The sequence below is a fragment of the Sedimentibacter sp. zth1 genome (genome assembly GCF_017352195.1).
Lineage (GTDB): Bacteria > Bacillota > Clostridia > Tissierellales > Sedimentibacteraceae > UBA1535.
Genome location: NZ_CP071445.1, coordinates 1838334 through 1865165 on the forward strand (window position 1 = coordinate 1838334; position 26832 = coordinate 1865165).

Below are 26832 nucleotides of genomic sequence, written 5' to 3' on the forward strand. Positions count from 1 at the left end.
CAATGCTACTTATTTTATACCTTATATGTTTTTTTGATTTTCTATTTGTTCTTTTAAATCAGATAAATAAACCCATCTATCCATTTTAAAATCTAGTTGAACTTGTAATTTGTCTTTTTCATTCATTAAATCCTGTAATTTTACATAATCAGTTGAATTTTTGGACATTTGTTTACCTATATCTTCTATTTTTTCTTCAAGCATTGATATATCATCATCTATCGTTTCATACTCTCTTTGCTCTTTAAAAGTAAACTTTAGCTTTTTAGGCTTTTGCTGATATTCTTGCTTGCTTCTTTTTTCATCTTTTACATTTACATCAATTTGAGTAGTCTTTTGAATTAATTCTTTTTCCTCGTGGAAGTCAGAATACCCACCATTATAAAGCTTAATTATGCCATTGCCTTGAACCTCGAATATTGCATTTACTACTTTATCAAGAAAATATCTATCATGGGAAACCGTTATAACAGCCCCCTTAAACGTTTCTAAATAATCCTCTAATATGGTTAATGTTTGAATATCCAAGTCATTAGTTGGCTCATCTAACAATAAAACATTGGGTGCACTAACTAAAATACTAAGTAAAAATAATCTTCTTCTTTCTCCACCTGAAAGTCTACCAATTACATTATATTGTAAATCAGGTGTGAATAAAAATTTTTCTAGCATTTGTGAAGCAGATATTTTACCATCAATCGTTTCTATATATTCAGCTATATTCTTAATATAATCAATAACTTTTAGCTTCAAATCCATTTCCTTTGATTCTTGTGAAAAATACCCTAATTTTACCGTTTGACCTATTTCTACATTACCACTATCAGGTTTCAATCTTCCACTAATAAGATTTAAGAAAGTAGTTTTACCTGCACCATTTTGACCTACTATACCAATTCTTGCATCTTTTGTGATTGTAAATTCAAAGTTTTCTACAATATTTTTATCGCTAAAACTTTTACTAATATTATTTATTTCAATAATTTTTTTACCGAGCCTTGAAGAGACAGAACTTAAATCTACTTTATCATTAACTTGAATCAACGGTTTATCTCTTAATTCCTCAAATCTCTCTATTCTAGATTTGCTTTTAGTGCCTCTTGCACGAACACCTCTTTTTATCCATTCGAGTTCTTTTCTCAATACGCTTTGACGTTTTCTTTCACTAGCTTCATCAAAGTCTTCTCTCATAGCCTTTAACTCAATAAATTTATTATAATTTCCATCATATGTATATAAATTTCCTTTGTCAAGCTCAATAATCTTATTGGTTACTCTATCAAGAAAATATCTATCATGTGTAACCATAATTATTGCACCATTAAATTTTTTTAGATATCCCTCTAACCATACTACCATGTCATTATCTAAATGATTTGTTGGCTCATCTAATATTAGAAGTTCACATGAATTTACTAATGCACTTGCTATTGCAACTCTTTTTCTTTGACCACCTGATAATAGACTAACTCTTTTGTCAAAATCGGTCATTCCCAGTTTTGTAAGTATAGTTTTAGCTTCATACTCCTTTAAATTTTTTACTTCATTGGATGTATTAAAGAAAACTTGCTCTATAACTGTTAAGTTTTCATTGAAAACAGGATTTTGAGGAAGATAAATAACTCTATCTCCTTGTTTTTTTATAATCTCTCCAGAATCCGAATCTTCCACATCCGCTAATATCTTTAAAAGTGTTGATTTACCAGTACCATTGATACCAATGACACCGATTTTATCACCCTCATTTATATACAATGTTACATTTTCTAATAGCTTTTTATCACCATAATTTTTACTTACGTTATTTGCTGTTAATATCATTTTTAACCCTTCAATTTCTAACTTTTTTTATTAATCTATAATACCTAAAATATCCATCAAATATTCTGCATTTAAACTTGTAACTTTAGTATTATTTATCCAATGATTACAGCCACAATAATCAAGTAATACACATTGGGGAACAAACCCTATTCTTTTTGCTAACCATCCACCAGATAATAAATTTGCTATACATGAAACTCCTATTATTCCAATATTTTCGCAAGCAAAATCATTACTTTTGAACAAACTAGATGCATGATTAATAATGTAAACCTCTATATTTTGTCCATTTGCCATGTTACAAATCTTATTTATTTGACATCTACTACTACAGCCTTGGCACTTGAAGCCATACTTACTAGAAGTAGACTTGCAATCATTATTATATCTCATACAACCAGGAAGAAAAATCATTTTTTTATATGTTTTTATGAATTCACTTCTATATACTTCATTCATCAATTCAGCACCTACCATATTAAAATAGTATTGGAGCTTTGGTTTGCTACAAAATATAATATCCTCCATATTTTGATGTTCTTTTATTACATCATTTATGTATATATCTAAATTTGGTAAATATTCATCTAACACTGGAGAACAAATAATAACCATTTTTTCAACACAAATACATGATTTTTTTATGAAATTTTCTACTTCATCTTTATCTAGATTTAAAAAGTACATGTAAAAAGCTTCTAGCCTAATACATTCCTCAAAAAATTCATCGGATATAATTAAATAATCAATTAACTTTCTGAAATTTTCAATGTTATAATCTATTTTAATTCTAGATATATTAAACAAGTTATGAGTTAATACTTTTCCTTTTATATTATTTCTAGTTTTCTTATTTAATAATTTAAAATTGTATACTTTTTTTAATTTTTTTAAATAGTTTGCCTTCTTAGAATCAATACCTACAGCAAAATTAATATAATTATCCCACAAAACACCTATTAATAATACATCCAAACCATACTCTTCTATAGTCCTTGGCTTTTCAATAGAACTTATTTTTTGAAATGTTACATAATCATCAAGCTCATCTCTAAACATAATTAAAACCTCGTCTATTACATTTTTAGAAATAGCTTTTATTTTCTTATAATAACTACTGCTGTTTGATTTATCCACTAACAAATTATATATTTCTTTATCACACATTTTTACCACCAACAATATAATTAATCTACTACAAATAATATATTAATTAGACAATATTTGCAACTAGTGAATAACTTATATTTTTACACGTTTGTTAAATTTTTGCTAATGTGCTTTATGAATAATGCACTTCTAAATGCACACGATATAATATAATTTACTTTAATATCAAGCTTTTCTATTTTCATTATAAAAAAAGCTTGACATCTTTTTAACAATGAATTACAATTAGACTATAAAGATTGTTAATTTTATAACATTGTTTTGAAAATTAAATTTTAGGAGGATATATTATGTCAAGATTTACATTACCTAGAGATTTATATTACGGAAAAGGTAGCTTAGAAACATTAAAAACATTAAAGGGTAAAAAAGCTATAGTTGTAGTTGGTGGCGGTTCAATGAAACGCTTTGGATTTTTGGACACTATAGTTTCATATTTAAATGATGCTAATATAGAAGTTAAGTTATTTGAAAATGTTGAACCTGATCCATCTGTTGAAACAGTACTTAGAGGTGCTGAAGCAATGAAGGAATTTAACCCTGACTGGATAATTGCAGTGGGAGGCGGTTCACCAATAGATGCTGCAAAAGCAATGTGGACTTTTTATGAGTACCCTGAAACAACTTTTGAAGACTTAATTACTCCTTTTAATTTTCCTGAGTTAAGACAAAAAGCAAAATTTATTGCTATACCATCAACATCAGGAACAGCAACAGAAGTAACTGCTTTTTCAGTTATAACTGATTATGCTAAAGGAATAAAATATCCATTGGCAGACTTCAATATTACACCTGATATAGCTATAGTAGACCCTACACTTGCTGAAACAATGCCTCAAAAGCTTACTGCTCATACTGGTATGGATGCTTTAACACATGCTGTAGAAGCTTATGTTTCTACTCTTAATTCACCATTTACTGATCCATTAGCTTTAAAGGCTATTGAAATGGTATTTGATTATTTACCAGCATCTTATAATGGTGATATGAATGCTAGAGAGCAAATGCACTATGGTCAATGCTTAGCTGGAATGGCATTCTCAAATGCGCTTCTTGGTATAGTTCACTCTATGGCACACAAAACAGGTGCTGCATTCTCTACTGGACATATTCCACATGGATGTGCAAATGCAATATATTTACCATACGTTATTAAATTTAATGCAAAGTGTGCTGAGCAAAGATATGCTGACATAGCTAAGTTTGTAGGATTAACTGGAAATAATAATGCAGAACTTATTAATAACCTTTGTGACAAAATAGATAACTATAATGCTAAATTCAATATTCCTAAAACATTAAAAGAATTTGGAATAGTTGAAGAAGAATTCAAACAAAAAGTCAAAGAAATATCTGAACTTGCTATAAGTGATGCATGTACTGGTTCAAATCCTAGAGCTATAACAACAGAAGAAATGGAAAAATTATTTAACTGTATTTACTACGGAACAGAAGTTAATTTCTAAAATATAAATATAAATAATCAAAAAAACAAGGAGTATGTTATTATACTCCTTGTTTTTTATTAAGAATTTAATTCATTTGCTCTTTCTACACATTTTACACAGCCTTCATCTATTATACTGTATAAATTTTTCTCATCAAATACCTTTATTGATTCTATTGTTGTTCCTCCAGGAGAACAAACCTGTTTAATTAATTCTTCAGGTTCCTTGCCTGTTTTTAATACCATTTCCGCGGCACCTATAAATGTTTTTGCTACTAATTTTTTTGCAACGTCTTTATCTACTCCCATATTTTCAACTGACTTTGCTATACAATTAATAAAATAGTATACATAAGCTGGAGAACTTCCATTTGCAGCAATTATATTGTTCATTTGATTTTCCGGTATAACTGCAACTTCCCCCATATTTTTAAATATGTTCATAATATTTTCAAACTCATTGTCATTAACATTCTGTGTTTTTGAAAATGCACATGCACCACAACCAATAAGTAAAGGAGTATTAGGCATTATTCTAATAATTTTTGTTTCATCTCCTAAAAATTTTTGTATATATGATGTTGATATTCCAGCTGCTATTGTAATAATGATTTGATTTTGAGGTCTGTTTTTAGCTTCTTTTAATTTAGCTAATAGACTTTCATATACTTGTGGCTTTACAGCTAATAATACTATTTCGCAATTTTCAATAATGCTTTGTTCTGATGGTAACACAGTATAGCCTTTAGATTTACACAAATCAATCTTTTCAGGCATTATATCAAAAATTGCTACTTCTGTTTTGTCAAAGGCCTTGCAATTAACTGAACCATCTATTATTGCTAAGCCCATATTTCCAGCTCCTATTGAACCTATTTTATACATAATTCACCTCTTAATAATTTTTATCGATATTTACTTCCAATAAACTAAATTATATTACTTGTTTATTAAAAAATCAACAAATAAAGCCTATTGCTGATAAAATGTAACACTATAGTAATTTTGTTTTACTAAAAACATGATATAATGACTTTAATAAACAAAAACAAATGATTTTTAAAAATAAAGTAAATTGAAAGGAGTATATATGAACAAAAACAACAAAAATTTTTTAAACAACTTTAAAATTAAATGCATTTCAGGAGTATTAACAGTATGTATTGCTACTACAGTACTTATCTCATCTCCAGAACAAATTGCTTATGCTAATGACTCAAATAGTATAAACATATATATAAATGGTCAATTATTAAATTCAGATGAATCTGCTTTTATTTCAAATGGAAGAACATTTATTCCACTTAGAGATGTTATCGAAACATTAGGTGCAAATGTCAGTTGGGATGAGGTAAACAGAACTGTTACAGTAACAAAAGATACATCTAACATAAAATTATACATTGATAATAGACTATTTAGCTATGTTGAAAACGGTATCACTAAATATGATGTAAGTGATGTTGCTCCACTAATTAAGAATAATCACACTTACGTTCCACTAAGGTTAGTTGGAAATGCTTTAGGGTTAAATGTATCATGGAACGATACTACTAAAGAGGTAAGTGTAAAGGATAGCTCTAATCCTAGTATAACTAATTTTTTTGATATAAAAATAGCTGATATTGAAAATGGACAAGTACTTACCGATATAACAAGATTGTCTTTAATTGGTGCTGAAACATTGCCTAAAAATGCAACACAAATAAAATATTTGTTTATAAATCCGACTACAGGTGAAGGAAAAATAGTAGCTCGTTCAACAAGTATTAGTAAAGCTACTACATTTATACCAAACATAGATATTCAAGGCAATGGTATTTTAGCTGCAGTTGTATGTGATGCCAAAGGAAACTTTTTAGCTGGAACTTGTGTTAATACATCTGTAAAAGTTAATTCTAATGTTTCTATTTCAGGCTTAACTAGTGGACAATCTATTAATAAAACTGTTCCATTGTCTGCAAACTTAAATTTTAGACCAACTGCAATAAAATATGAATTTACATATCAAGATGGAAGTGTTTATACTACTGATGAATTAGATCCATATGGAACATATAACTATACTCCAAGTATCCGCAGAAACGGTACACTATCAGTTAGAGTATTGGCTATAGACAAAAATGAAAAAGTTTATACAAGTGATTACACAAATGCTACTATTGCTATGGTATCAGTACCTTCAAATCCATATGTAGCTTTAAAAAAGATTAAAACAAGCAATGTTGGAAAAATACCTGTTAATTTATCTATCTCTAGAAATTTTGATGTTGATACAACTCAGTACTACGCACAAAATGTTGATACAGGAAAAACAATTTTATTAAAAGAAGTTGGTTGGGGAGATTATCAATGGTTTCCAGGTCCAGATATGGCTGGTAACTGGGAGATTTATGTAAGAGTAGTTAATTCAAAAAATAAAAAAGCATACTATTCTAATTCTATTAAAGTTGCAGTACCAAATACGACAAGTATCATATTAAGTGGTATTGGTCCTGACCAAGTTATAACTGGAACAATGACTATGAATGCAATATGCAATGTTAATATAGAGGATGTTTCTTATGTCATAAGCAATCCATATAATTATACTGAGAAAGTTATGGGTACTGAAACAAGTGTTTCTACAAAGGTATCCTATACACCAAACTATATTAATGAAGGTAAAAGATATATTCAAGCAATAGCAAAAACTACTGATGGTAAGGTTATTAAATCTGAAAAAGTAGCTATTAATATTTATCTTGGAGAACTATACGGCTCCAAACCTATAACCGTAAAGACTAACTTTATAAATTATGTTACTCCAATGGCACTTAAAACTCAAAAAGAAAATGGTATGTCTGCTGCACTTCAAGTTGCTCAAGCAATTCTTGAAACAGGTTGGGGACAAAGCGTACCAGTTGACAAGTACACAGGACTTTTATCAAATAATCTATTTGGAGTTAAAGGAACTGGTAATGCTGGTTCTGTGCTTTGTAGTACATGGGAAGAATATTATGGGACAGTTTATCGAATAGATGACCACTTTAGAGCTTATAAAAGCACGCAAGATAGTTGGAATGACCATAACAACCTATTACTTAGAGCTTCAAGATATATACCTTATACTGAAGTAATGTTTGACAGTACATCAGGTGCATATGCCCTTAGACGATGTGGATACGCAACTGATAGTGGTTATCCTGGAAAGCTGATTTGGTTAATTGAAAGATACAATTTAGACAAGCTTGATAACCAAAAAATTTAAAAACTGTTATCGAAAAGCAAGTACAGAATTCGGTACTTGCTTTTTTACACATTATATCTAATAGATTCTTTTATATGTTTTTTATCTTTTTTTCTGTACAATATTTCACTATTTTATTTCATAACTCTTTTTATACAACGGAAAAAGTTTATTAAATATTTTATCAAATATTTCTGAAAATAATTTTTTATATATTGCATGTTCGTCCATGTCTGGTATAAATTCATCCTTTATATGCACCATCTCTTTTATTGCTTCATCTATATCTTTAAAAACTCCTTTAGAAACAAATGCAACCATTGAGCTACCTAAACCACTTGCCTCATAAGTTTGTATCCTTCTTACAGGCAATCCAAACATATTTGCAGTTATTTGACATATCTCATCACTTTGAGAACCTCCACCTGCAACATATAAATATTTAACTTTTATTTTGGCACGTCTTTGTAAAGTATATAATCCATCCATTAAGGCAAAATTTATACCTTCTATTATAGCTCTATAAATATGTTGTCTTGTATGTTCATCCGAAAAACCAATAATAGCACCACGAGCCTTTGGCATTACAACACCTGGTGTGAAATAAGGTTGAAAAACTAGCCCATTGCAACCTGGTTTTATTTCCTTTAACCTTTTATCAAGAAGTTTTTCAGCTTTAATTCCCCTTTGCATAGCTTCCTCAGCTTCTTTTGCAGCAAATTCTCTTTTAAACCAAGATATCAACCAGTAACCACGATATATTTGCACCTCTGGATTATATGAATTTTTTACAACAGACGGATAAGCTGGTATAAAAGGTAACGGTTCCATATAATAATTTGTTGTTAGCTGAATAGTTGCTGTTGTTCCAAAGCTTATTGCTGCTTTTTCTGGTTTTGAGCATGATAATCCTAGCGTTCCACATCCTTTATCTGAGCCTGTTGCAATAATAGGAAGACCTACCTTTATACCTGTTTGTTCACTTGCCTTTTCAGTTATTAGTCCAACTAAATCTCCTGGATCAACTAAATCACAAAGTTTACTATCATCAATATCAAATATACATCTTTTTATGTTTTTCTTTTTCATCCATTTTTTAGTTTTACAATCAAATGGTATATGTCCTATAAGACTTGCGGTTGAATCAATAAATTTACCTGATAAATGATACATAAAAAATCCAGATAAGAATAAAAATTTATATGTTTTTGCCCAGATTTCAGGTTCATTCACCTTAATCCAATTACAAGCAGATACCTTTCTTTGCAATTTAACGGCTTCAAGCATACCGATTGCAGTAAAAGACAATTTTTCTATAGCAGTTAAAGGTTTTAGACCTTCAGCTTCCCTTTTATCTAGCCATAAAATCACATCTCTCAATGCATTTCCATCTTTATCAACACAAACACATGTATCTCTAATACATGTACAAGTCACAGCAACAATGTCGTCCCAAAGCTCTGCACTTTTTTCTTTAAGCTTTAAACTAACTTCACAGAGATTTTTCCAATAAAAATCTGATTCTTGCTCAGCCCAGCCAGGATTTTTAGAAAAGTAAGGTTTTACATGCTCCTTTTTTGCTTTACACAAAATGTCGCCTTTACTGTTTATAAGCATTGCTCTTGTGCTCTGTGTTCCTATATCAAAAGTTAATACTAATTGCATTGAAATAACCTACCTCTCATATATCAAGATTGCATGTAGCTGTTATATTGCATTCCGAACATAAATGTTATTTAGTATTATCTCTATATTTCAGGTAGTCTATGCATTTCATAAAAAAAGTATTAATAAATATTTATATTAATACTTTTTTCTATTCTATTCAAATAATGATTTTTTTATCTGCTGTAAATTAGGTGGTAATTCTCCTATTATTGTTTTTCCGGTCATATACGATACTGGATCTACTGCATTTTTAAAATATAGCTTATAAGCATGTAAAAATTGAGTTGTAAGTTTAAATCTTTGCTCAACCTTTCTATTTACACTACTTCTACCATATTTTACATCACCTATAATTGGATATCCTGCATTTGCAAGATGAACTCTAATTTGGTGTGTTCTACCCGTAACTAACTCAACCTCTACTAAAGTATAGCCATCTTTATATTGCAACGGTCTAGCTATTGTTTCCATTATCTTTCCGTCTTCGTCATCCATAGGTACAACCTTAACTAAATTTCTATTTGTATCCTTTTCCATCTTATCTTTTAAAATAAGCTCTTTTTTTAGGTTTCCTGCAACTATTGTCAAATAATATTTGCTTACATATCCTTTTTCTCTTATCATTAAATTAAGTGATTGCAAAGAATTATTATTTTTTCCAAACAAAACAAGTCCAGTTGTATTTCTGTCAAGTCTATTGACTGGTGATGGTACAAAGGTACGCTCTAATCTAGGTACATAATCACCTTTTTGTATTAAATATGATATAACTTGATTTGCCAAATGATTCTTCTTTTCAGTAGAATCACCATGTGTTAGCAACCCAAATGGCTTTTCTGCGACCAATATATTTTCATCCTCATATGCTATGTTGAACTGCTTTTTCGCTCTTACTACTTTTTTGCTTTTAGTTAACTTATCCATCTCCTCTTCAGTTATATAAAGGCTTAATTCATCACCTTCAAAAAGCATTGTTTCAACTTTACCTCTTTTGCCATTAATTTTTACATCTTTTCTAATAAGCTTGTAAATATAGCTTAGAGAAGCATTTTTTAAATATTTTTTTAAAAATCTATCTAGTCTTTGATCTCTTTCATTGCTACTAATTACTAATTTTATCATGTTGATATTATATACTAAAAACCTACAAAAAAATAGTCGGTATTTGTATTTTTATATATTTTTGAAATTTTATGTTGATTAATTTACTAATAGTTTAGTATACTATTCATATATTACGTGATAAAAAGGTGAATAAAAATGAATATTGGCGATAAAATTAGAAACTTAAGAAAAGAACGTGGTTTAACTCAAGAAATGATAGCAGAACATTTTAATCTATCTGCTCAAGCGATTAGCAAGTGGGAAACGAATCTTGCATACCCTGATATAACTCTTGTACCATCTATTGCTTCATTTTTCAATATATCTGTTAATGAGCTTTTTGATTTTGATACAACAGAAATTGAAGCTGAGGTTATGAAAATTGTAGATAATAACTCGAAGTTTAGAGATAACGCTCCAGAAAAAGCAGAAGGAATTCTAAGAGAAGGTCTTAAAAAATACCCTAACAATGAAATTTTATTAAACAATCTTTTGTATGTTCTTCATGGTGATAAAACAAATGAAAAAATTGAGATAGCTAAAAAACTTATTCAATATACAAAGGATGATGAAATAAAATACGATGCTATTAGAATTCTTGCTGGAACATATTTTGATTTAGGAAACGACACTATGGGAGAATATTTTCTGGAGCAAATTCCTGAAATATATTTTTCTAAACTTGAATTGGATGCTTTATATTTAAAGGGTGATGACAAAAAACGTGCTACAAACTTACAATTATTTTTATCAATTGAGCAATCAATTGAAATGATAAGCTGTTTAATTGAAATAGCTAATAAAAGCAATGATAAAAAGCAAGCAGACATAGAATTTAATAGAGGATTAAAAATTATCGAAAGCTTTAATCCTGTTGATGAAAAATATAAAAATGCATATAATCATTTAAAAGAAAACTTTATAAAAAATAATTCTTTAAAAAGATTTTAAATTAAGTGCTCAAAAGGAGGTAATGTATACCCTCCTTTTTTTGTAATTTGTTCCCTATTAATTTTATCTTATCATTCCATATTTAAGCCTTATTCTGTCAAGCTTACGTATCATTGGGTTTGACAATACATATAAGAAAAACACAGTTGCTACTGCGTGTACCGTATCATATGGTACTCCTGATATATATACTGATATAAGGGATGCTTTAGTTATTCTATTTGATACCATTACAAGAGATGCAAAGTTCATTAGAAACCCATATACTAAATATGTAATTATAAATCCAAATATACATAGAGATATTTTGTTTTTTTTAAGTATTCCCTTTCGCTGAAGAACACCTGCAATAAACCCTATAATACCAAGACTAAACATTTGCCACGGCGTCCAAGGTCCTTGTCCAAAGAAAAAATTAGAAGTAAATGCTGATGTAGCTCCTACTAAAAATCCTGATTCTGCATCAAATGTTACCCCTGAGATAATTGTTATAGCTATCATTGGTTTAAAAGCTGGCAACATAAAAAATATTGACCTTCCTAGAACAGATATTGATGATAAGCAAGCTATAACTATTAGTTCTCTTGCTTGTGGCTGTCTATTTTCAAAAACCATAAAAAAGGGAACTAGAATATATACAATTATCAACAAACTAATATAGTAATATTTTCTATCATCTAAATATGTTATTCCAATCCACATTGTTAACGGTATAAGAATTGAAATTATTATAAGACATACTATAGTTCTTTTATCTAAAGTTTTTTTATCATACATGCCTTTGTTTAACTGAGGTTTTGTTTGCATAATTTTATAACATCCTCCACTGTAACTCCATTGTTAAATATATGTCTAGACATCCTATTAGCAAAAGTTGTATAAAAACTGTTACCAGAAAAAAATTTACCAGAAGTATTAGTTGCAACTATACTACCATTAAAGAACAATGAACACATATCTGCATATTCAGCACAAAATTCTATATCATGGGATACCATAAGTATTGTTGCTCCCTGTGCTCTAAGCTTTTTGAGTATATCTGCAAATTTTATTTTAAAGTGACTATCTAAAGCTTTAGTTGGTTCGTCAAGTAGTATTATCTTAGGCTTTAGAAGCATTACTTTCGCAAAAGCAACTTTTTGCTGTTCTCCACCACTTAAATCATATGGATGCATGTTCAATAATTCTTTAATTTCCATAAGATCTATTATCTCATTTATAATTTTATCATCAGAAACCATCTCATATAGTTCTTCTCTCACAGTCATTTCAACAAATATTGATTGTGGATTTTGAGGCAAAACACCTAGATTTTCATTAAATAGTTCTTTATCTGTATATTTTTTTATATTTTTTCCCTTAATTTTTACCGTACCTCTGTATGGTTTATTTATTCCAGAAATTATAGACAAAGCGGTACTTTTACCTGTACCATTTCCTCCAGCCATAGCATAAATCTGTCCTTTAGCGACTTTTAGTGACAAATCTTTTACTACATCAGGCTCATTTTTTTCATATCTAAACCATACATCTTTAAGATCTATTACTATTTCTTCACTATTAAAATCAACTTTTTTCGCTTCAATACTTCTTTTTTTTATTTCTTTATCTTTAAATAATTCATTAATCCATATTCTACTTTCTTTAACTGTTAGTGGATAATCTATAGTTTGCAAATTGTTTTGTACCTCTGCACATATTCTTATTGACGGTGGCATTGCACAAAACATATCATGGTTAAGTTCTTTTAGCTTTTTACCTGTGTTTTGAGGAGTACTATTTACAATTATTTTTCCCTTATCCATAACCACTATTCTATCACTTATTGGAAACACTTCTTCCAGTCTATGTTCAGATAATATTATTGTCGTTCCTAAATCACGATTTATTTTCTTTATAGTATTAAGAAAATCTCCTGCCGCTATTGGATCAAGTTGAGAAGTAGGTTCATCAAGAATTAGAACAGAAGGTTGCATAGTCATTATGGCGGCTAAATTTAAAAGTTGTTTCTGTCCTCCTGATAGTTCATTAACATTTTTCATAAACCATTCTTGTATTCCAAAGAAGCTAGCCATTTCTGCTACTCTAAGTCTTATTTTCTTATTATCATATCCAAGGTTCTCTAATCCAAATGCTAATTCGTGCCAAACCTTATCAGTTACTATTTGGTTATCTGGATTTTGAAGCACATAACCTATTGCTGATGTTTGTTCTCTTAAATCTACATTTCCCAAAATTCTATTTTTAAAATATATTAATCCATGTTTTTCGCCATATGGAGCAAGGCTTGGTTTTAAACTTTTTAGTAGAGTGCTTTTTCCACATCCACTTTTTCCACACAATGTTACAAATTCACCTGATTCGATTGTCAGATTTATTTCATTTAATGCCCATTTATCCTGTTCAGGATAAGCAAAGCTTAAATTCTCAATCTTAAACGCTTCCATCTAATTTCCTCCACTATGTCTATTACAACAGGTATTATGCAAAACAATGCGTAGCTAGTATATGTAAGCACGCTTTGTAAATTTTCAGATGATATTACTATGCTAGGATAGAATCTAATTTTTCCACATCCACTATATATCCCAATTAAAAATGTAACAACAAGACAAAGTGCTAAAGCAGTAAATTTTTTATCCCTTGAATCAAATCTAAAATTTGAAAAGTTTGTCCTACCTTTTAATCCATATCCTCTTGCCTTCATACTATCTGCAGTTTCTACTCCATTTTCCAATGCCCATGTAGTCATCACAGAAAGTATTTTCAACCCATATCTTGACCTTTGAATGATGTTCCCATTTGAAACATCTCGTCCAATTGATTTTTGAGATTTCGATATTATTTTTATTTGTGATTTATACTTAGGAACAAATCTTAATATCATAGACAAAATTAATGACATACCTGGTATTATCTTTCCAAAAATATATATAAATTTATCCGAAGTCATTATTTTATTGTAACAGCTAAACCACATTATGACCGATACAAGCATAACCGAAGTTGAAATACCATATACTATTGATTCTAAAGTTAAAGGATTACCGGAACTAAAATATGTTAAAATTGTAACTCCTTCATGTACAAACAATGGATTAGCTATAGCAGAAATTACAAGTATTGGAATTCCACATAATAAATTAAATTTAACAGCCTTTTTACCATTTAGCTTTATAGAATATATAAATGCTCCTATAAAAGATATTGTTAAAAAAACAGGATGCATGCAAAACATGCTTACAAGTATGACAAATGTGAAATACCCAAAATTTAATATTGGGTGATATGTACTAAATGCATCCTTCATTTATTTTCTCCTCATATTATTTATTTTGTTTATTAAATTACTCTTCAGATTTTTCAGACTTATCTGGTTTTATAAATTCAGCTCCTACATCCCTACCCAAGTCACAAGTATATACCCATTCAACTATATCTCCGTCTTTTAATACATATCTGCTACATCCATAGTTTGGAACCCATCCATTTACTTTATATATCCATCCACTTAATTCTCCACAGTCAAATTCATAAAGATTTGCTATTCCCTCTATATAATTTGAATTATATATTGGTGTCATTACAAACTCCATATGAATTTTGTTTCTTTTCATTTCTCTTAAAAGGATGTTGAAAACAGATTCTCCTTCGTAAAATACTACTTCAGTTGAAGGAAATATTATCCCATCGTCAGGAACAATATCTGTTTTATCAGGATTTAACTTATCTTTGTTATCAAGTATAGTTTCACACGATACAGATAAAGTACATTTCAATTTTTTATCTGCATTTATAACTGCATCTTGCCACTCAACAGGAGCGGGCTTACCTTCTGGAACAGGAGATGTGTTATATTCATCCATACCTGTTTTTTCATTAATAACAATTTTTCTTTCATTTTCCTGCTTGTTTTCTTTAATAACTTGAAACATACATGCTATACATATGATTAAAAAAGCACATATAATACCTATCCATATTTTTTTATTTTTCATTTATATTCTCACCTATTAATTTTCAATCATTCTAAATATCATTCCTGCTATTTCTTCTCTAGTAGCATTTCTTTCAGGATAAATCTCCATTTCATCATCAGGAATATATCCATATTTTACACACGCTGCAACAGACTCAATAGTCCAGTCAGCACATTTTATGTAGTCTGTAAATTGGCACATTATATTTATTATTTCATAGTTTTCCATAGACATATTTTTTCCTAAAATTTCTGCTGTTCTTGCAATCATAAGTGCAGCATCTTGTCTTGTAACATTATTATTAGGTTTAAATACTTTATCAGAATATCCGTTTATTATTCCCATCTGATGTGCTGCTCCAACGTATCCTGAAAACCAATCAGAATCTTTTACGTCTTCAAAGGTTTCAATTTCAATTTCTTCAAGACATAAAGCTTTAGCTAGCATTGTTGCTAATTGAGCTCTCGTAACATAACCCTTTGGATTAAATGTATTTTCATTAAAGCCATTAACTATTCCTTTAGCATTAAGCCCAATAATTGCTTCCTTCTCTGAACTACTATCTATATCTGTAAATTTATTTTTATATTCAATCTTTGGTTCTGTATTTTTTTTAGGTAATACTTTTTCTTCGTATTTTTTTTCGACATCACTCATATCATACAACGATGTCTGTCCTTTTAAAAAACGACTGTAGGCAACCATCGCATACATACCTTGATCTGTAGCCATGCCATCAATACCATATTCTTTTACATGCTTAAATCCTCCTGTTTCAGGTATATAAAAATCATCTATGATATTTGATACCACCCAACTTCCGTTTTTCTTTACAAATCTATCGTCAATTTTAGGATCTATATTAAGTTTACAAAGTGCTACCAAAACTTGATCTGCACTTTCAGAGTTTTTATTTCCCCAACTTTCAAATCCACCATCATTATTCATTTTGTTAGATAAAACAACTAAACCTCTATCTACAGCATCTTTTACTTTTTCTTGGTCAACATAATTCGCAAGAGATTGAAGAACCATAGCAGTAACATCGGTATCTGGATTGCTCTCTCCCATAGACCATCCTCCACCATTTATTTCCTTGCTTAGTATATGATCTACAAGTTTTTGCCTTGTAGTCACATTTTTTATATTGCCTGTATTTGTAACATCATAATTTCCACTATCTAACGCAATAAGTCCCCACACAGCTCCATTTATACCTTGCCATACAAGGTTATCAAATTCAGCCAATTTTTCAGTCAAATCGTATCCTCCAACATTTGTAGGATCTTTGCCAAGAGCAGTAAGAGTTAACACAGCTCTTGAATATTCTGTATACTTTCTTTTATGCAAGATACCATCATTTTCTTCAAGTTGTTTAACTAAGTTATTATAGTAATCATCATAATATTTCTCTGGAACTTCTATTCCAGCTCTAATTAATGATATTATTGTCCATTCTCCAAGTGTTTCATCATTTTTAAGTTTTTTAGCACAATCAAGCACATATTTAGCAGTATTCTCTATGACTTTATCTAATTCAACAGAAGGTTCCTTTATCTGCACTGCATATATAGGCAATAATGAGCTTATTACTATGCTTAACATCAGCATAATACTCAATATTTTTTTTATGATTTTCATCTTCATTCCTCCATTTTTTATTTTCTTTCTCTTTTATTTTTTATGTGATAGTTTACCTATCTTTTTTATATACGCGGAGTTACGTAGCAACTTTTTTATGATACAACTAAAACACAAATCTGTTTATTCACAAAAAAAACAGCTGTTTTCCATTTACTTATAAAAACAGCTGTTTAATACTCGCTATTATAATCTATTTTAGTCCATGGAAAATAGAGTATGTATCAAAATTATTAGGCTGTGTCTGACTTAGCTTTATTAATTTCTCCATCTTATTGCTTAGCAATAGAATTACAAAATTAATTTAGCATTACAGTGACCGGCTCGCAGAGGATTTTCACCTCTTTCCATTTAATTGAATACGTAATTTGTATTCAAACCTATATAATAGATATTTAATTGTTATATATTTACTTAAAATCCTACCATTACATTATATATGTACATATATTAATAGTCAAGTCATAGATTTGTAGAATTTTCTTAATACATAAAAAATAATGTCAAGATAATAAATATCCCAACATTACTTTTAAAAATCTATTTACTATTTAGTTGTAAGTCTTTGAAAAATTACAGCTACTTCTGCTCTTGTTGCTGTTGACTTAGGATCAAATTTATTTCCATCTTTTCCTTGTATTAATCCTAAGGATTGTATTAATTTAACACTATCTTCTGCCCAAGAACTTATTTCTTTTTCATCTGCAAAATCTTTTGGTTCCTGTGTTACATCTTTGCTAAGCATTTCAACATAGTTTGCTAATATAACAGACATTTCTTCTCTAGTTATATCTTTATTTGGTGCAAATGTATTACTACTCTTTCCACTAACCAACTTATTATCTAATGCCCATCTAATATATGGTGCATAGTATTCATTTTGTGATACATCGCTAAATCCTGTTGCTGTATAACTTGTATCAGCCTCTGCTAATCTTCCTAAAACTGTTACAAACATTCCTCTTGTCATTGACTGATTAGGACTAAATTCATCATCTGTTGATCCATTGAACAAACCTTTAGAATAAACATAGTTTATTGCTTCCTTCGCCCAATGATTTGCTATATCCTCAAATGGCTCATATCCAACAGCATAATATGATAAATGTTCTGTTTCAAATTTAACTGTTTTTGTTTTGCTATCATATTTACAATCTCTAATTGTTTGAATATTTCCATTATCATCTATATAGTGAATAACTATTTTTTCTGGATTTTCATTGGCTTTTAGAATATATGGAATTCCTAATTTTATCTCATAATCATCAAATCTTGATATTTTTTTATTTCCTGATGATATGTTAAAATCAAATACTGGTCTATCTCCTACTATAGTTTTTGCTACTTCTTTTAATGTTTCTTTTTCAACATTCGCTACACTAATTGATATCTCTGATGATTTCGACTGATTCAATATTGATTTTAATGTTTCTTTATTTAATGTTATTTCTGCTAATTGAGATGATATCTTTATTTCATCTACATTTTGCTTTTCTGCTTCTTTTAGTGCTTTTACTGGCAACTTAGCTTCTACTTCTTTAGCTTTCGAATCAGATTTAGCATCTATTGTTACTACTGTTTTTGTATTTTCACCTGCTTTTTTAGCTGCTTCTACAACACTAGTTATAGCTTCTGTTAATTCTTTTTCTGTTAATGTTGCTGTTGCTTTTCCATCATTGTCTACTTCTGCTTGTGTTGTTGCTGTAACGTTAGCTGTTTCTTCGATTACTGTTGCCTCTGTTATTGTAGTTGAACTACTGTCTTCAACCCAACTATCCATGCCTTCTTCTTGTGTATATTCACTTGTATAATGCCATACTATAGCATCACCATCTTTTAATATTTGTATTGAATATCCATCTATATTTTCATGTGTTCCATTTATCGAATACAACCATCCTGAATTCTTTCCATTATCAAATTCAGCAAGTCCATTTATTGATGATATGTATGTTCCATTATCTTTTGTTGTAAATGGTATATTTTCTTCAATCAATATTTTATCTGTCAAGTATTTTACTGTTGAATCTTTTGGAACTTTGTATGTCTTTTGTGGTATCCATATTTCTTTTGAGCATTGCTGTCCAGATTTATGCTTTTTATCACCTATTAATGTAAATGTAACTGTTATTTCTTCTGTCGGTGTTGGTTTTTCAGTATCATCTTTACTCAATACTACAAATACATTCTTAATGCTATGTGAAATGCTATCTTCTTCAATAATTTCAAAGCTTCCCAATGCATCCTTATAACCCTCTTTTGAGGCTACATAGTTGTATATTCCAGCTTTTAAATCAAATGTATTTTTTGTTATCTCATTTATTTTTTCTTCATTACTGTTTTTCAAAACTACTATTGCATCACTTGGATTAACAATAAAGTTTACAGGACTACCTTCTGCATCTTTTTTGTCAATTGCAAACATATAACCAGAGTCATTTTTGTAGTACATTGTTCCATTTGAATCTGAAATTATACTACTTATACAATAATTCTGTTTCTCTTTTTCTGGAATATATAATTCACTGATTATTGGAGTTTTATTACCTTCAAAATCTTCAAGAACTACTATGCCACCTGGAGTTTTATTATATGTAAAATAAACATATATTTTTTCATTATCTGCTTCATCATATGCTGTTGTCAAAAGCGCTGAAGATTGCACATTCGCTGGTAATTCAGCTTCATATATTGGCTCTAATGATGTTGCGTTTAATACACCTATAGCACCCGTATTGTCAGCATTTACTGCTCCTACATACACTCTGTCATTAAATACAACTGGTGTACTTGTGCTTTGTGTAGCATTTATTGATATTTTACTTGATTTTGCAGTGCTCTCATCAAATAATCCATCATTATTTATTTTTATTGAGTAAAGCTTTCCATTTTTAGTAGTAAAATAAAGTGTACCATTAGTAGTAGAAACGCATGAGCGTATAGCTCCATCTGCTTGATAGCTATCTATTGTCTCTCCTGTTAGAGCATTCACTGACAATAATAATCCATCATCATTTCCATATACAATAGCATCTGATACTGCTAGTGCGCCCGCCCAATAATATCCTTTGCCTTCACTTTGATTTTTCCACTTCAAGCTTCCATCCTCTGCTGATATACAGAAGTAATATCCATTTGTACATTCCCTATCTTCTGAAGTACCCGCGTATACATATCCTTCATTGTATAAAATAGGTGTTGCTACATCATGTCCATCTGCAACTGCTTTGCTTACCCATTTTGATTTCATAGAAACTGTATCTACTGCTTCTACTATACCATTTTCAAATGCAACAAATACTGTTCTATCGCCGTATGTAATATAAGTATTGTATGCTGCATTTGACGATAATGAAATTTTTTCTATTATATTACCGTCTTTATCAAACTTAACTAATTCATTTTTTATTACAACCCATATAAAATCTTCTGCAATAATAATGTTGCTAGAATTTTCAGTCCAATTACTTGTCAACTTACTTGACCATTCCAAATTTGCTTCACCTGAAACTCTTGGTGTATTGCAATTGACAATAGCCATATTGTTTAATGTTCCTCTAAATGACGGCCATTCAACTGTTACTTCCTCTTGTTTTACTTTAACAAACTTAATTGTATAGGTTTTTTCATTATCATTAACATTTGTTGTTATTTGTACTTGTTCATTATCTATAACTGATATAGTTTTTTCTTCTTTATTTTCTAAAACTTCACCGTTTAATTTCATTGTAGCTGTAGGATCTACAAGAATTGCACTCAAAGAAATTTCTTCTTTAGTATCTAATATTTCAGCCTCAACTATATCCTCATTACTTGGAACTTTTAATTCAACTCCATCAATATTAATACTATTCAATAAATTAGTATACGCCTTTATTGTTATTTCCATTGGGTATTCATATTTAATATATGGATATCCGTAATTATTACTTTCTAAAACTGCTGTAATATTTACTTTAACATTTTCACTACCAAAATCAGGGCGTTTTTTTAATGATAAATTTGAACTTAAATATTTTGATGATTCTCCATAATATAAACCATTAAAACTAATGTCAACTGGCATATTGAATCCATTTTCATTGAATAAAAAGCTACCATCTGATAAATATGCTACACTATCCGGTCTTTTCATATTTACCATAACAGCATCTAAAGATGTATTTTCACCTTTGATAAATTCGCCAATTTTTTCAGATGCTTTTTTTAACATTAAAAGCTCATTTTCTCTATCTGCTTCTGTTTCAGCTTTAATTGTACCACTGAATGTCTTTACAAGCACCTTTCCAGATTCAACATGTGATAATGTCAATGTAAATATAACTGGTATATCTTCTTCTCCCATTGATGGACGTTTTACAGTTGCTATTTTAAATGCAGTCCCGCCACTCACATTTATACCAGTGTCTACTTCCCAAGTACCTTTCACTTTTCTATCTTCTGGAAGATTAAGCTTTAATTTTTTATTTTTAATATTATTAATATCAAAACTTCCACCTGCTGCATCTATAATTGTGCATTGTTCAAGTGCTTTCTTGAAATCTGCATTTGTAAGTTCTGTTTCTTCTTTTGTTAATGCTATAACATTAAGCTTAAATAATTTTGATAAAACCATGCTACTTCCATCTTTAGATATTGATAAAGTAATAGTTACTTCCTTATTTCCATCTTCAAATGAAGGTCTTGATACTATACTTTCAGAATATTTATATAAAGATGGCTTTACAATTTCTTCATCTGTACTTGTAAACTTCCAATTATAACTTGTATCTTTTCCTTCTAATTTGAATGGCATTTTTACAGATTGTGCATCAAATACTGTTTCATCTTTATTTTCAAGATAACACGCATCTAAAGCTCCTTGAAGCTCTTTCTTTAGTGCATCACTAGAAGATTTATCTAAGGCTTTTATAGCAACCTCAAAATCTCTTGTCACAAAAATATCTGTATCATCATCAATAAGCTTGAGAGTTATAGCTATTTTTTTATCACCATCTTCAAATGAAGGTCTATTAACCTCAGCTCCTATATTATAAGTATTTACATCAAATGATACTAAACTACTTTTACTACTCCACTCAGTTGTATAATTACTACTATAACCTTCTTTTTTTAATTTAAAATCTTCAGTTATAGAATTTTTATCATTATCATCATAACTTAAAGTAATAAACTTATCATTTGTAACATAATTAGTATCAATATAACTATTTAATTTAACTTTTACTTCTTTTTCTTCTTTTTCCTTTAAAAACTTTTCTAATTTTTCATAAATCTCTACAATTTTATTTCCATTTACAATTTTACTTTTTCCGTTTTCACTTAAAGTACTGTAAATATTATTAAGACTTTCTATTTTTCCCTGTTCTAATAAAATATTCTCATCTGTTGTTGGAAGTAAAGCTATTTCATCTTCTAAATATTTTTTACTTACAACTACAATTTTATAAACGCTTTTAGCTTTTGGTGTAGAATAACTATATTTTTTTCCATCTTCAACTTCTATTTTAATTGTTCCACAGCCATTTGTTAAAGCTATATCTTTAGTACTTCCACTAGTTATTTTACTGCTATTAACACTAAGCTCTGCACCTGTATTTTCAAGTATAGGGGTTACTGTTACAGTATCAAGTGTTTTATCTGTTACACACTCATACTCTAATGTATTTTTATCAAATGTGATTTCAGCACTTGATAATTTAAGACTTGATAAGTATGCATTATATGCTTTAATCGTTAAATTTAATTCTACTTGAACTTCATCTACCTTATCAGGATAAACTAAACTTTTTACTTTTGCAGTTAAAGTCACAATTTTATCGTCTTCACCTTGATTAGGTCTCTTTGAAAGTTTAAATCCTGAATACCCATCAATACTAACAAATGATTTATCAGATGATGAAATCCATTGAATTTCTACATTATCATCAGACTTTTTAGAAGCATAGTTTCCTGTATTCCATCTTATTGTACCATCTGCATTCACCTTAGCATAGAGCGCTTTTTCAAGATTCTTTGTAACAGCATCCACTGATGTATTTTCGTTTTTAATACCATCAAACAAATTATCTTTTATAGTATTAAGATTATTTTTTTCTGCTAAAATATCTTCGTTTGATATTGGAATAACTGTAAATTCAAATGTCTTTTGAACTGTAGCACTTTTAATTTGTTTATGTGTTATATTAAGTGTTATAGTTATTATTTTAGGATCTTCTCCAACATTAGGTCTTTCTATAATTATTTTACCTTTACCGTTACTTGCTTCTGCTATTAAATTATCACTTGATGTCCAAGTATAATTATAATCATATTGTTTACTTGTATCAGTAGGTTTATTTTTAACTATCTTAATGTCTGATTTTACTGTGCTTGAGTTTTCTCCATCTGCATATTCAATATCAGTTTTAGTTAAAATCTCTTTAACTAAATCTATTGCTGCATTTTTTTCATCATCAGTAAATTTTTTTATTGTTAAAGTAAACTCTTTTGTTGCTGTAACTTCTTTATTTTCTTTATTAGTTAATGTAAGTGTTACTATAACTGTTTTATCAACACTTTCGTCTCTATTTACATAAGCATATCCGCTTGTATTCATAATATCTATAATTTTTTCATCACTTGAGGACCACTTATAGCTATATTTAGAACCATAGCTTTCTTTATTTAATTTTATTTTAGGTGCAATTATATTATCAAAATCTAAAAAAGTACCATTTTCATAATCTAAAATTGCTTTTTCATCTGTATAATTTAAAGATAAATAGTTATCAAGCTCTTTTTGCAAGATAAGATTTATATTAGCTTCAATTACTTCTTGCAATTTAGTATTAAATTCAATAAGTTTTGCACCATTTGAAATTTTTGCTTTATTTGTATCATCTAACTTGTTGTACTGTACTAAAAGTTTTTCAACATTATCTTTTTGCGCAAATATAACTTCATCTGTTTCTGTAATATCAGGAAGTTTAGCTATTTCATCTTCTAAAAATTTCTTGCTGACTATTACAATTTTATATGTTTTTGTCTGAGAAGAATCCTCTGATGAAATAGTAATATCTGTTGATCCATCTACTAAACTTACAATATGTTGTTCATTTGGATTAACTATTTCCTCATTAATTTTAATTGTAGCACCTACATTTTCAGGTGTAACAGTTATTTTAGCTTCATTTAAAACATTATCCGTTAGTATGTTATATGTTGTAGCTTTACTATCAAAAGTAAAATCAACACCTTCTATTGTAATACTTTTTAAATTTGGATTTATAGCCTTTAGTATTAAGTCTAAACTTACTTCATTTCTGCATAATTTTTTCAAATCTTCATTATTAGGATAAATTTCAGCGTATTTACCTAAAAGCTGACTTGTAAAGCAAGTTTTAAAGGAAATGTTTGTATCCTTATCAGGTCTTTTAGATAATTTCATAGTTACTTCACTAAAATATCCTGAAGGGTCAAATTTATAGCTATCCTCTGTATCATATGGATCACTTGGATTTGGAAACAAGTCATCAGGTTTAAATCCAGTTCCTGTTTGTGCCTTATAATCATAACCCCAAACTAATTTACCATCTTTTTCGTAAACACAATATATGTCATTTAGATTATTTGCTATGTTGTCTTTATCTATGTTATTTCCATCATTTATTCCTTCCCATATATTTGCCTTTACTTTTTCCATCAATGCAATTTCTTCATCAATTTCAACTTGTGTAAGAGGTGCTATTGTAAATGGTATTACTTTTTCAACTGAAACTCCTTTTTTTGTCATTGTTATTGTCACATTAGCTGTTTTTTTATTTTCACCAATATTTGGTCTTACAACTCTTGCAACATAATTAACAAATCCACTTTTAAAAACCTCAAAGCTAAATAAAGATGGATCAGAGCTTTCGTGTGTATAAGTAACATCCTTTGGTATTTGTCTTCTTATATCAGGAACTTTAAAATTATATCTTACATTGTTATTTTTATAATCTTCCTGTAAGCTTATTGAGCTATCTTCTATGGCTACATATTCACCGAATTTTTCTATAGTAAAATTTTCTTCTAAGATTTTACTCAATTCTGCTTTAATGATATCTGTTTCATTTCCTGAAACTGCCTTTATAGTAATTGGAACAATCTTTTCAACTGTAATTGGATCATCACTAAAACGATATTTAAATGTTGCAGTAAGACTGGCTTCAGTATCCTCTGTTGGAATTGTAACATTTCCTTTGTATCCGTCTAGCGAGTTGCCCTCAATTTTTATAAGGTCACTATTAGATTCCCAAGTAATCCATGATTTTTTACTGCCTATTTCACTAGGTAAAATAAGCTGTGTTTTAACATTTTGCAAATCTACATTCTCATTTTTTATAGCATCCTCAGTCAATAAGTTTACATCTTGTTCAGTCATAAACTTAATTATCTTATCATTATCTAATGGAATAACAGCTATAATAGCGGACTCTTGTTCAACTGTATTTAGATTAAATTTAAAATTTACATTTACTTGTGCCACTTTGTTGTTTGTATTAGATGTATTGTCATACCAATTATCTATGTTTCCATTTGCACCAATGTATATAACAAAGCTACTTTCTTCTGAACCAATATTGTTTGCTGAAACAAATTCTACTTTAACATCACTTCTACCTTTTTTAGCAAGTGTAGAATTTAATAAAGTTACAACATTTATATCAGTGCCATATACAGGATGAATAGCACTTAAACTTTTAATAACATTTTTTAAATCAGTTTCTGTTTCTTCTAAAGTATAAGGTTTTACCTGTAATTTAAATTCTTTATTTACAGAAGCAAAGCCTTTTTTTATTGTAGCAGTAAGCGTAACTTCCAAATTTTTATCAGAAGGATATGCTGGCCTATTTACTACTCCATTTGATGAAATTATACTTTCATCTGAGCTTGACCATTCTATGATAGTTTTTCTGCTTTCACCTCTATTAACAAGTTCAAGCTGATCTATTGCTACTATATTTTCATTTATATTTTTTATTGTTAATAATTCTTTATCAGCATTAACTACTGCTAAATCAGCATCTATTGCTCCACCGCTTGTAACTTTTACAACAGCATATGGACGTGATATTTGTTCCTTACCGTTTACCACATTTTTAGATGTAGCTGATAATATATATGTACCTGCTTTATCAAAAAAGATTTCTGCAATTCCTTCACTATTAGTAGAACTACTTGTTTCTATTGTTGCTTTATTAACATTCACAACAGATTTTATTATTTTCGCACCATTAACAGGACTAACATTACTTGATAAATCACCCATTGAAGCATCATCTTTTAACAATTTAACTTCAAATGGCGTATTTATTGCTGTTTCATACTCAACATGCTCAAAATACGAATATACTGTATTAACACTACCATAATAAATAGCATAAAATTCAATACTATCCCCTGGTTGCACTATATATTGGTTGGCATTAGCCCCTGTAGATGCATCAAGCATTGGAAGTTTCCCGTTAACTCTAAACATCCAATATACATCTTTGCTATTTTTGTCAGGGTAACCATTAATTTTAGATATCATATCTATGCCATCAACAGTTGCCACCTTTTTCAAAACATCATATGCTGTCTCTCCCTGAGTAAAATTAATTGTAGTAGATGATACATCTGTTTCACCAATTCTTTCTACTCTTATTGTTGCAGTTTGTGAACTATTTGCAACTTCCGATGCCATTGCCTCGTATGTACTACCTGGTAAAAAACCACTAAATACCATACCAAGCACAAGCATCATAACAATAATTCTTTGTATTGCCTGTTTTCTCAATTTCTGTCTCTCCTTC

At 29.3% G+C, this 26832-nt stretch carries 14 protein-coding genes and 1 riboswitch; of the genes, 3 read left to right on the top strand and 11 right to left on the bottom strand.

Features of this window, described 5'->3' with window-relative positions:
• Positions 1-21: 21 nt before the first annotated feature.
• Both JYG23_RS09045 and JYG23_RS09050 read right to left on the bottom strand, forming a co-directional pair.
• A complete protein-coding gene (locus tag JYG23_RS09045; protein ID WP_207235349.1) occupies positions 22-1821 on the bottom strand; it encodes an ABC-F family ATP-binding cassette domain-containing protein in 1800 nt (599 codons plus the stop codon).
• 30 nt (positions 1822-1851) lie between these two features.
• Positions 1852-2991 carry a DUF116 domain-containing protein gene (locus JYG23_RS09050; protein WP_207235351.1) on the bottom strand — a complete coding sequence of 380 codons (1140 nt, stop codon included), beginning with the start codon at positions 2989-2991 and terminating at the stop codon, positions 1852-1854.
• 293 nt (positions 2992-3284) lie between these two features.
• Between JYG23_RS09050 and JYG23_RS09055 the strand changes: the two genes are divergently transcribed.
• Positions 3285-4460 carry an iron-containing alcohol dehydrogenase gene (locus tag JYG23_RS09055; RefSeq protein WP_207235352.1) on the top strand — a complete coding sequence of 392 codons (1176 nt, stop codon included), beginning with the start codon at positions 3285-3287 and terminating at the stop codon, positions 4458-4460.
• Between the two features lie 59 nt (positions 4461-4519).
• Here the strand turns inward: JYG23_RS09055 and proC are convergent, their stop codons facing one another.
• On the bottom strand, positions 4520-5326 hold the full coding sequence (gene proC, locus JYG23_RS09060) for a pyrroline-5-carboxylate reductase (protein WP_207235354.1): 807 nt from the start codon (positions 5324-5326) through the stop codon (positions 4520-4522).
• Between the two features lie 205 nt (positions 5327-5531).
• Here proC and JYG23_RS09065 point away from each other — a divergent pair, with 205 nt between their 5' ends.
• Positions 5532-7691 carry a stalk domain-containing protein gene (locus tag JYG23_RS09065; RefSeq protein WP_207235355.1) on the top strand — a complete coding sequence of 720 codons (2160 nt, stop codon included), beginning with the start codon at positions 5532-5534 and terminating at the stop codon, positions 7689-7691.
• 108 nt (positions 7692-7799) lie between these two features.
• Here JYG23_RS09065 and JYG23_RS09070 read toward each other — a convergent pair whose 3' ends face one another.
• Together JYG23_RS09070 and JYG23_RS09075 are read right to left on the bottom strand one after the other, a co-directional pair.
• Positions 7800-9335 carry an FGGY-family carbohydrate kinase gene (locus JYG23_RS09070; protein ID WP_207235357.1) on the bottom strand — a complete coding sequence of 512 codons (1536 nt, stop codon included), beginning with the start codon at positions 9333-9335 and terminating at the stop codon, positions 7800-7802.
• Between the two features lie 156 nt (positions 9336-9491).
• Positions 9492-10460, bottom strand: coding sequence for an RluA family pseudouridine synthase (locus JYG23_RS09075; RefSeq protein WP_207235358.1), 969 nt, complete (start codon positions 10458-10460; stop codon positions 9492-9494).
• A gap of 138 nt (positions 10461-10598) precedes the next feature.
• Between JYG23_RS09075 and JYG23_RS09080 the strand changes: the two genes are divergently transcribed.
• Positions 10599-11393, top strand: a complete 795-nt coding sequence (locus JYG23_RS09080) for a helix-turn-helix domain-containing protein (RefSeq protein ID WP_207235360.1) — start codon at positions 10599-10601, stop codon at positions 11391-11393.
• 63 nt (positions 11394-11456) lie between these two features.
• On the opposite strand, the gene JYG23_RS09085 is transcribed toward JYG23_RS09080, so the two are convergent.
• The 6 genes from JYG23_RS09085 to JYG23_RS09110 form a co-directional block, all read right to left on the bottom strand.
• The gene (locus tag JYG23_RS09085) at positions 11457-12200 is read right to left on the bottom strand and encodes an ECF transporter S component (RefSeq protein WP_242631551.1); all 744 of its coding nucleotides are present in this window, start codon (positions 12198-12200) and stop codon (positions 11457-11459) included.
• Positions 12179-13840, bottom strand: a complete 1662-nt coding sequence (locus JYG23_RS09090) for an ABC transporter ATP-binding protein (protein WP_207235364.1) — start codon at positions 13838-13840, stop codon at positions 12179-12181. Before JYG23_RS09090 ends, JYG23_RS09085 begins: the two co-directional genes overlap by 22 nt.
• Complete coding sequence (locus JYG23_RS09095) at positions 13813-14703, bottom strand: energy-coupling factor transporter transmembrane component T (RefSeq protein ID WP_207235365.1); 891 nt, start codon at positions 14701-14703, stop codon at positions 13813-13815. Before JYG23_RS09095 ends, JYG23_RS09090 begins: the two co-directional genes overlap by 28 nt.
• Before the next feature lie 37 nt (positions 14704-14740).
• Positions 14741-15391, bottom strand: a complete 651-nt coding sequence (locus JYG23_RS09100; protein WP_207235366.1) for a DUF4430 domain-containing protein — start codon at positions 15389-15391, stop codon at positions 14741-14743.
• A gap of 15 nt (positions 15392-15406) precedes the next feature.
• Positions 15407-17014 (bottom strand): S-layer homology domain-containing protein, encoded by a 1608-nt coding sequence (locus tag JYG23_RS09105; RefSeq protein ID WP_207235367.1) that lies wholly within the window; start codon positions 17012-17014, stop codon positions 15407-15409.
• Positions 17015-17232: 218 nt separating this feature from the next.
• Positions 17233-17413: riboswitch (cobalamin riboswitch) on the bottom strand.
• 148 nt (positions 17414-17561) lie between these two features.
• Positions 17562-26816, bottom strand: a complete 9255-nt coding sequence (locus JYG23_RS09110; protein WP_207235375.1) for an immunoglobulin-like domain-containing protein — start codon at positions 26814-26816, stop codon at positions 17562-17564.
• Positions 26817-26832: the final 16 nt, after the last annotated feature.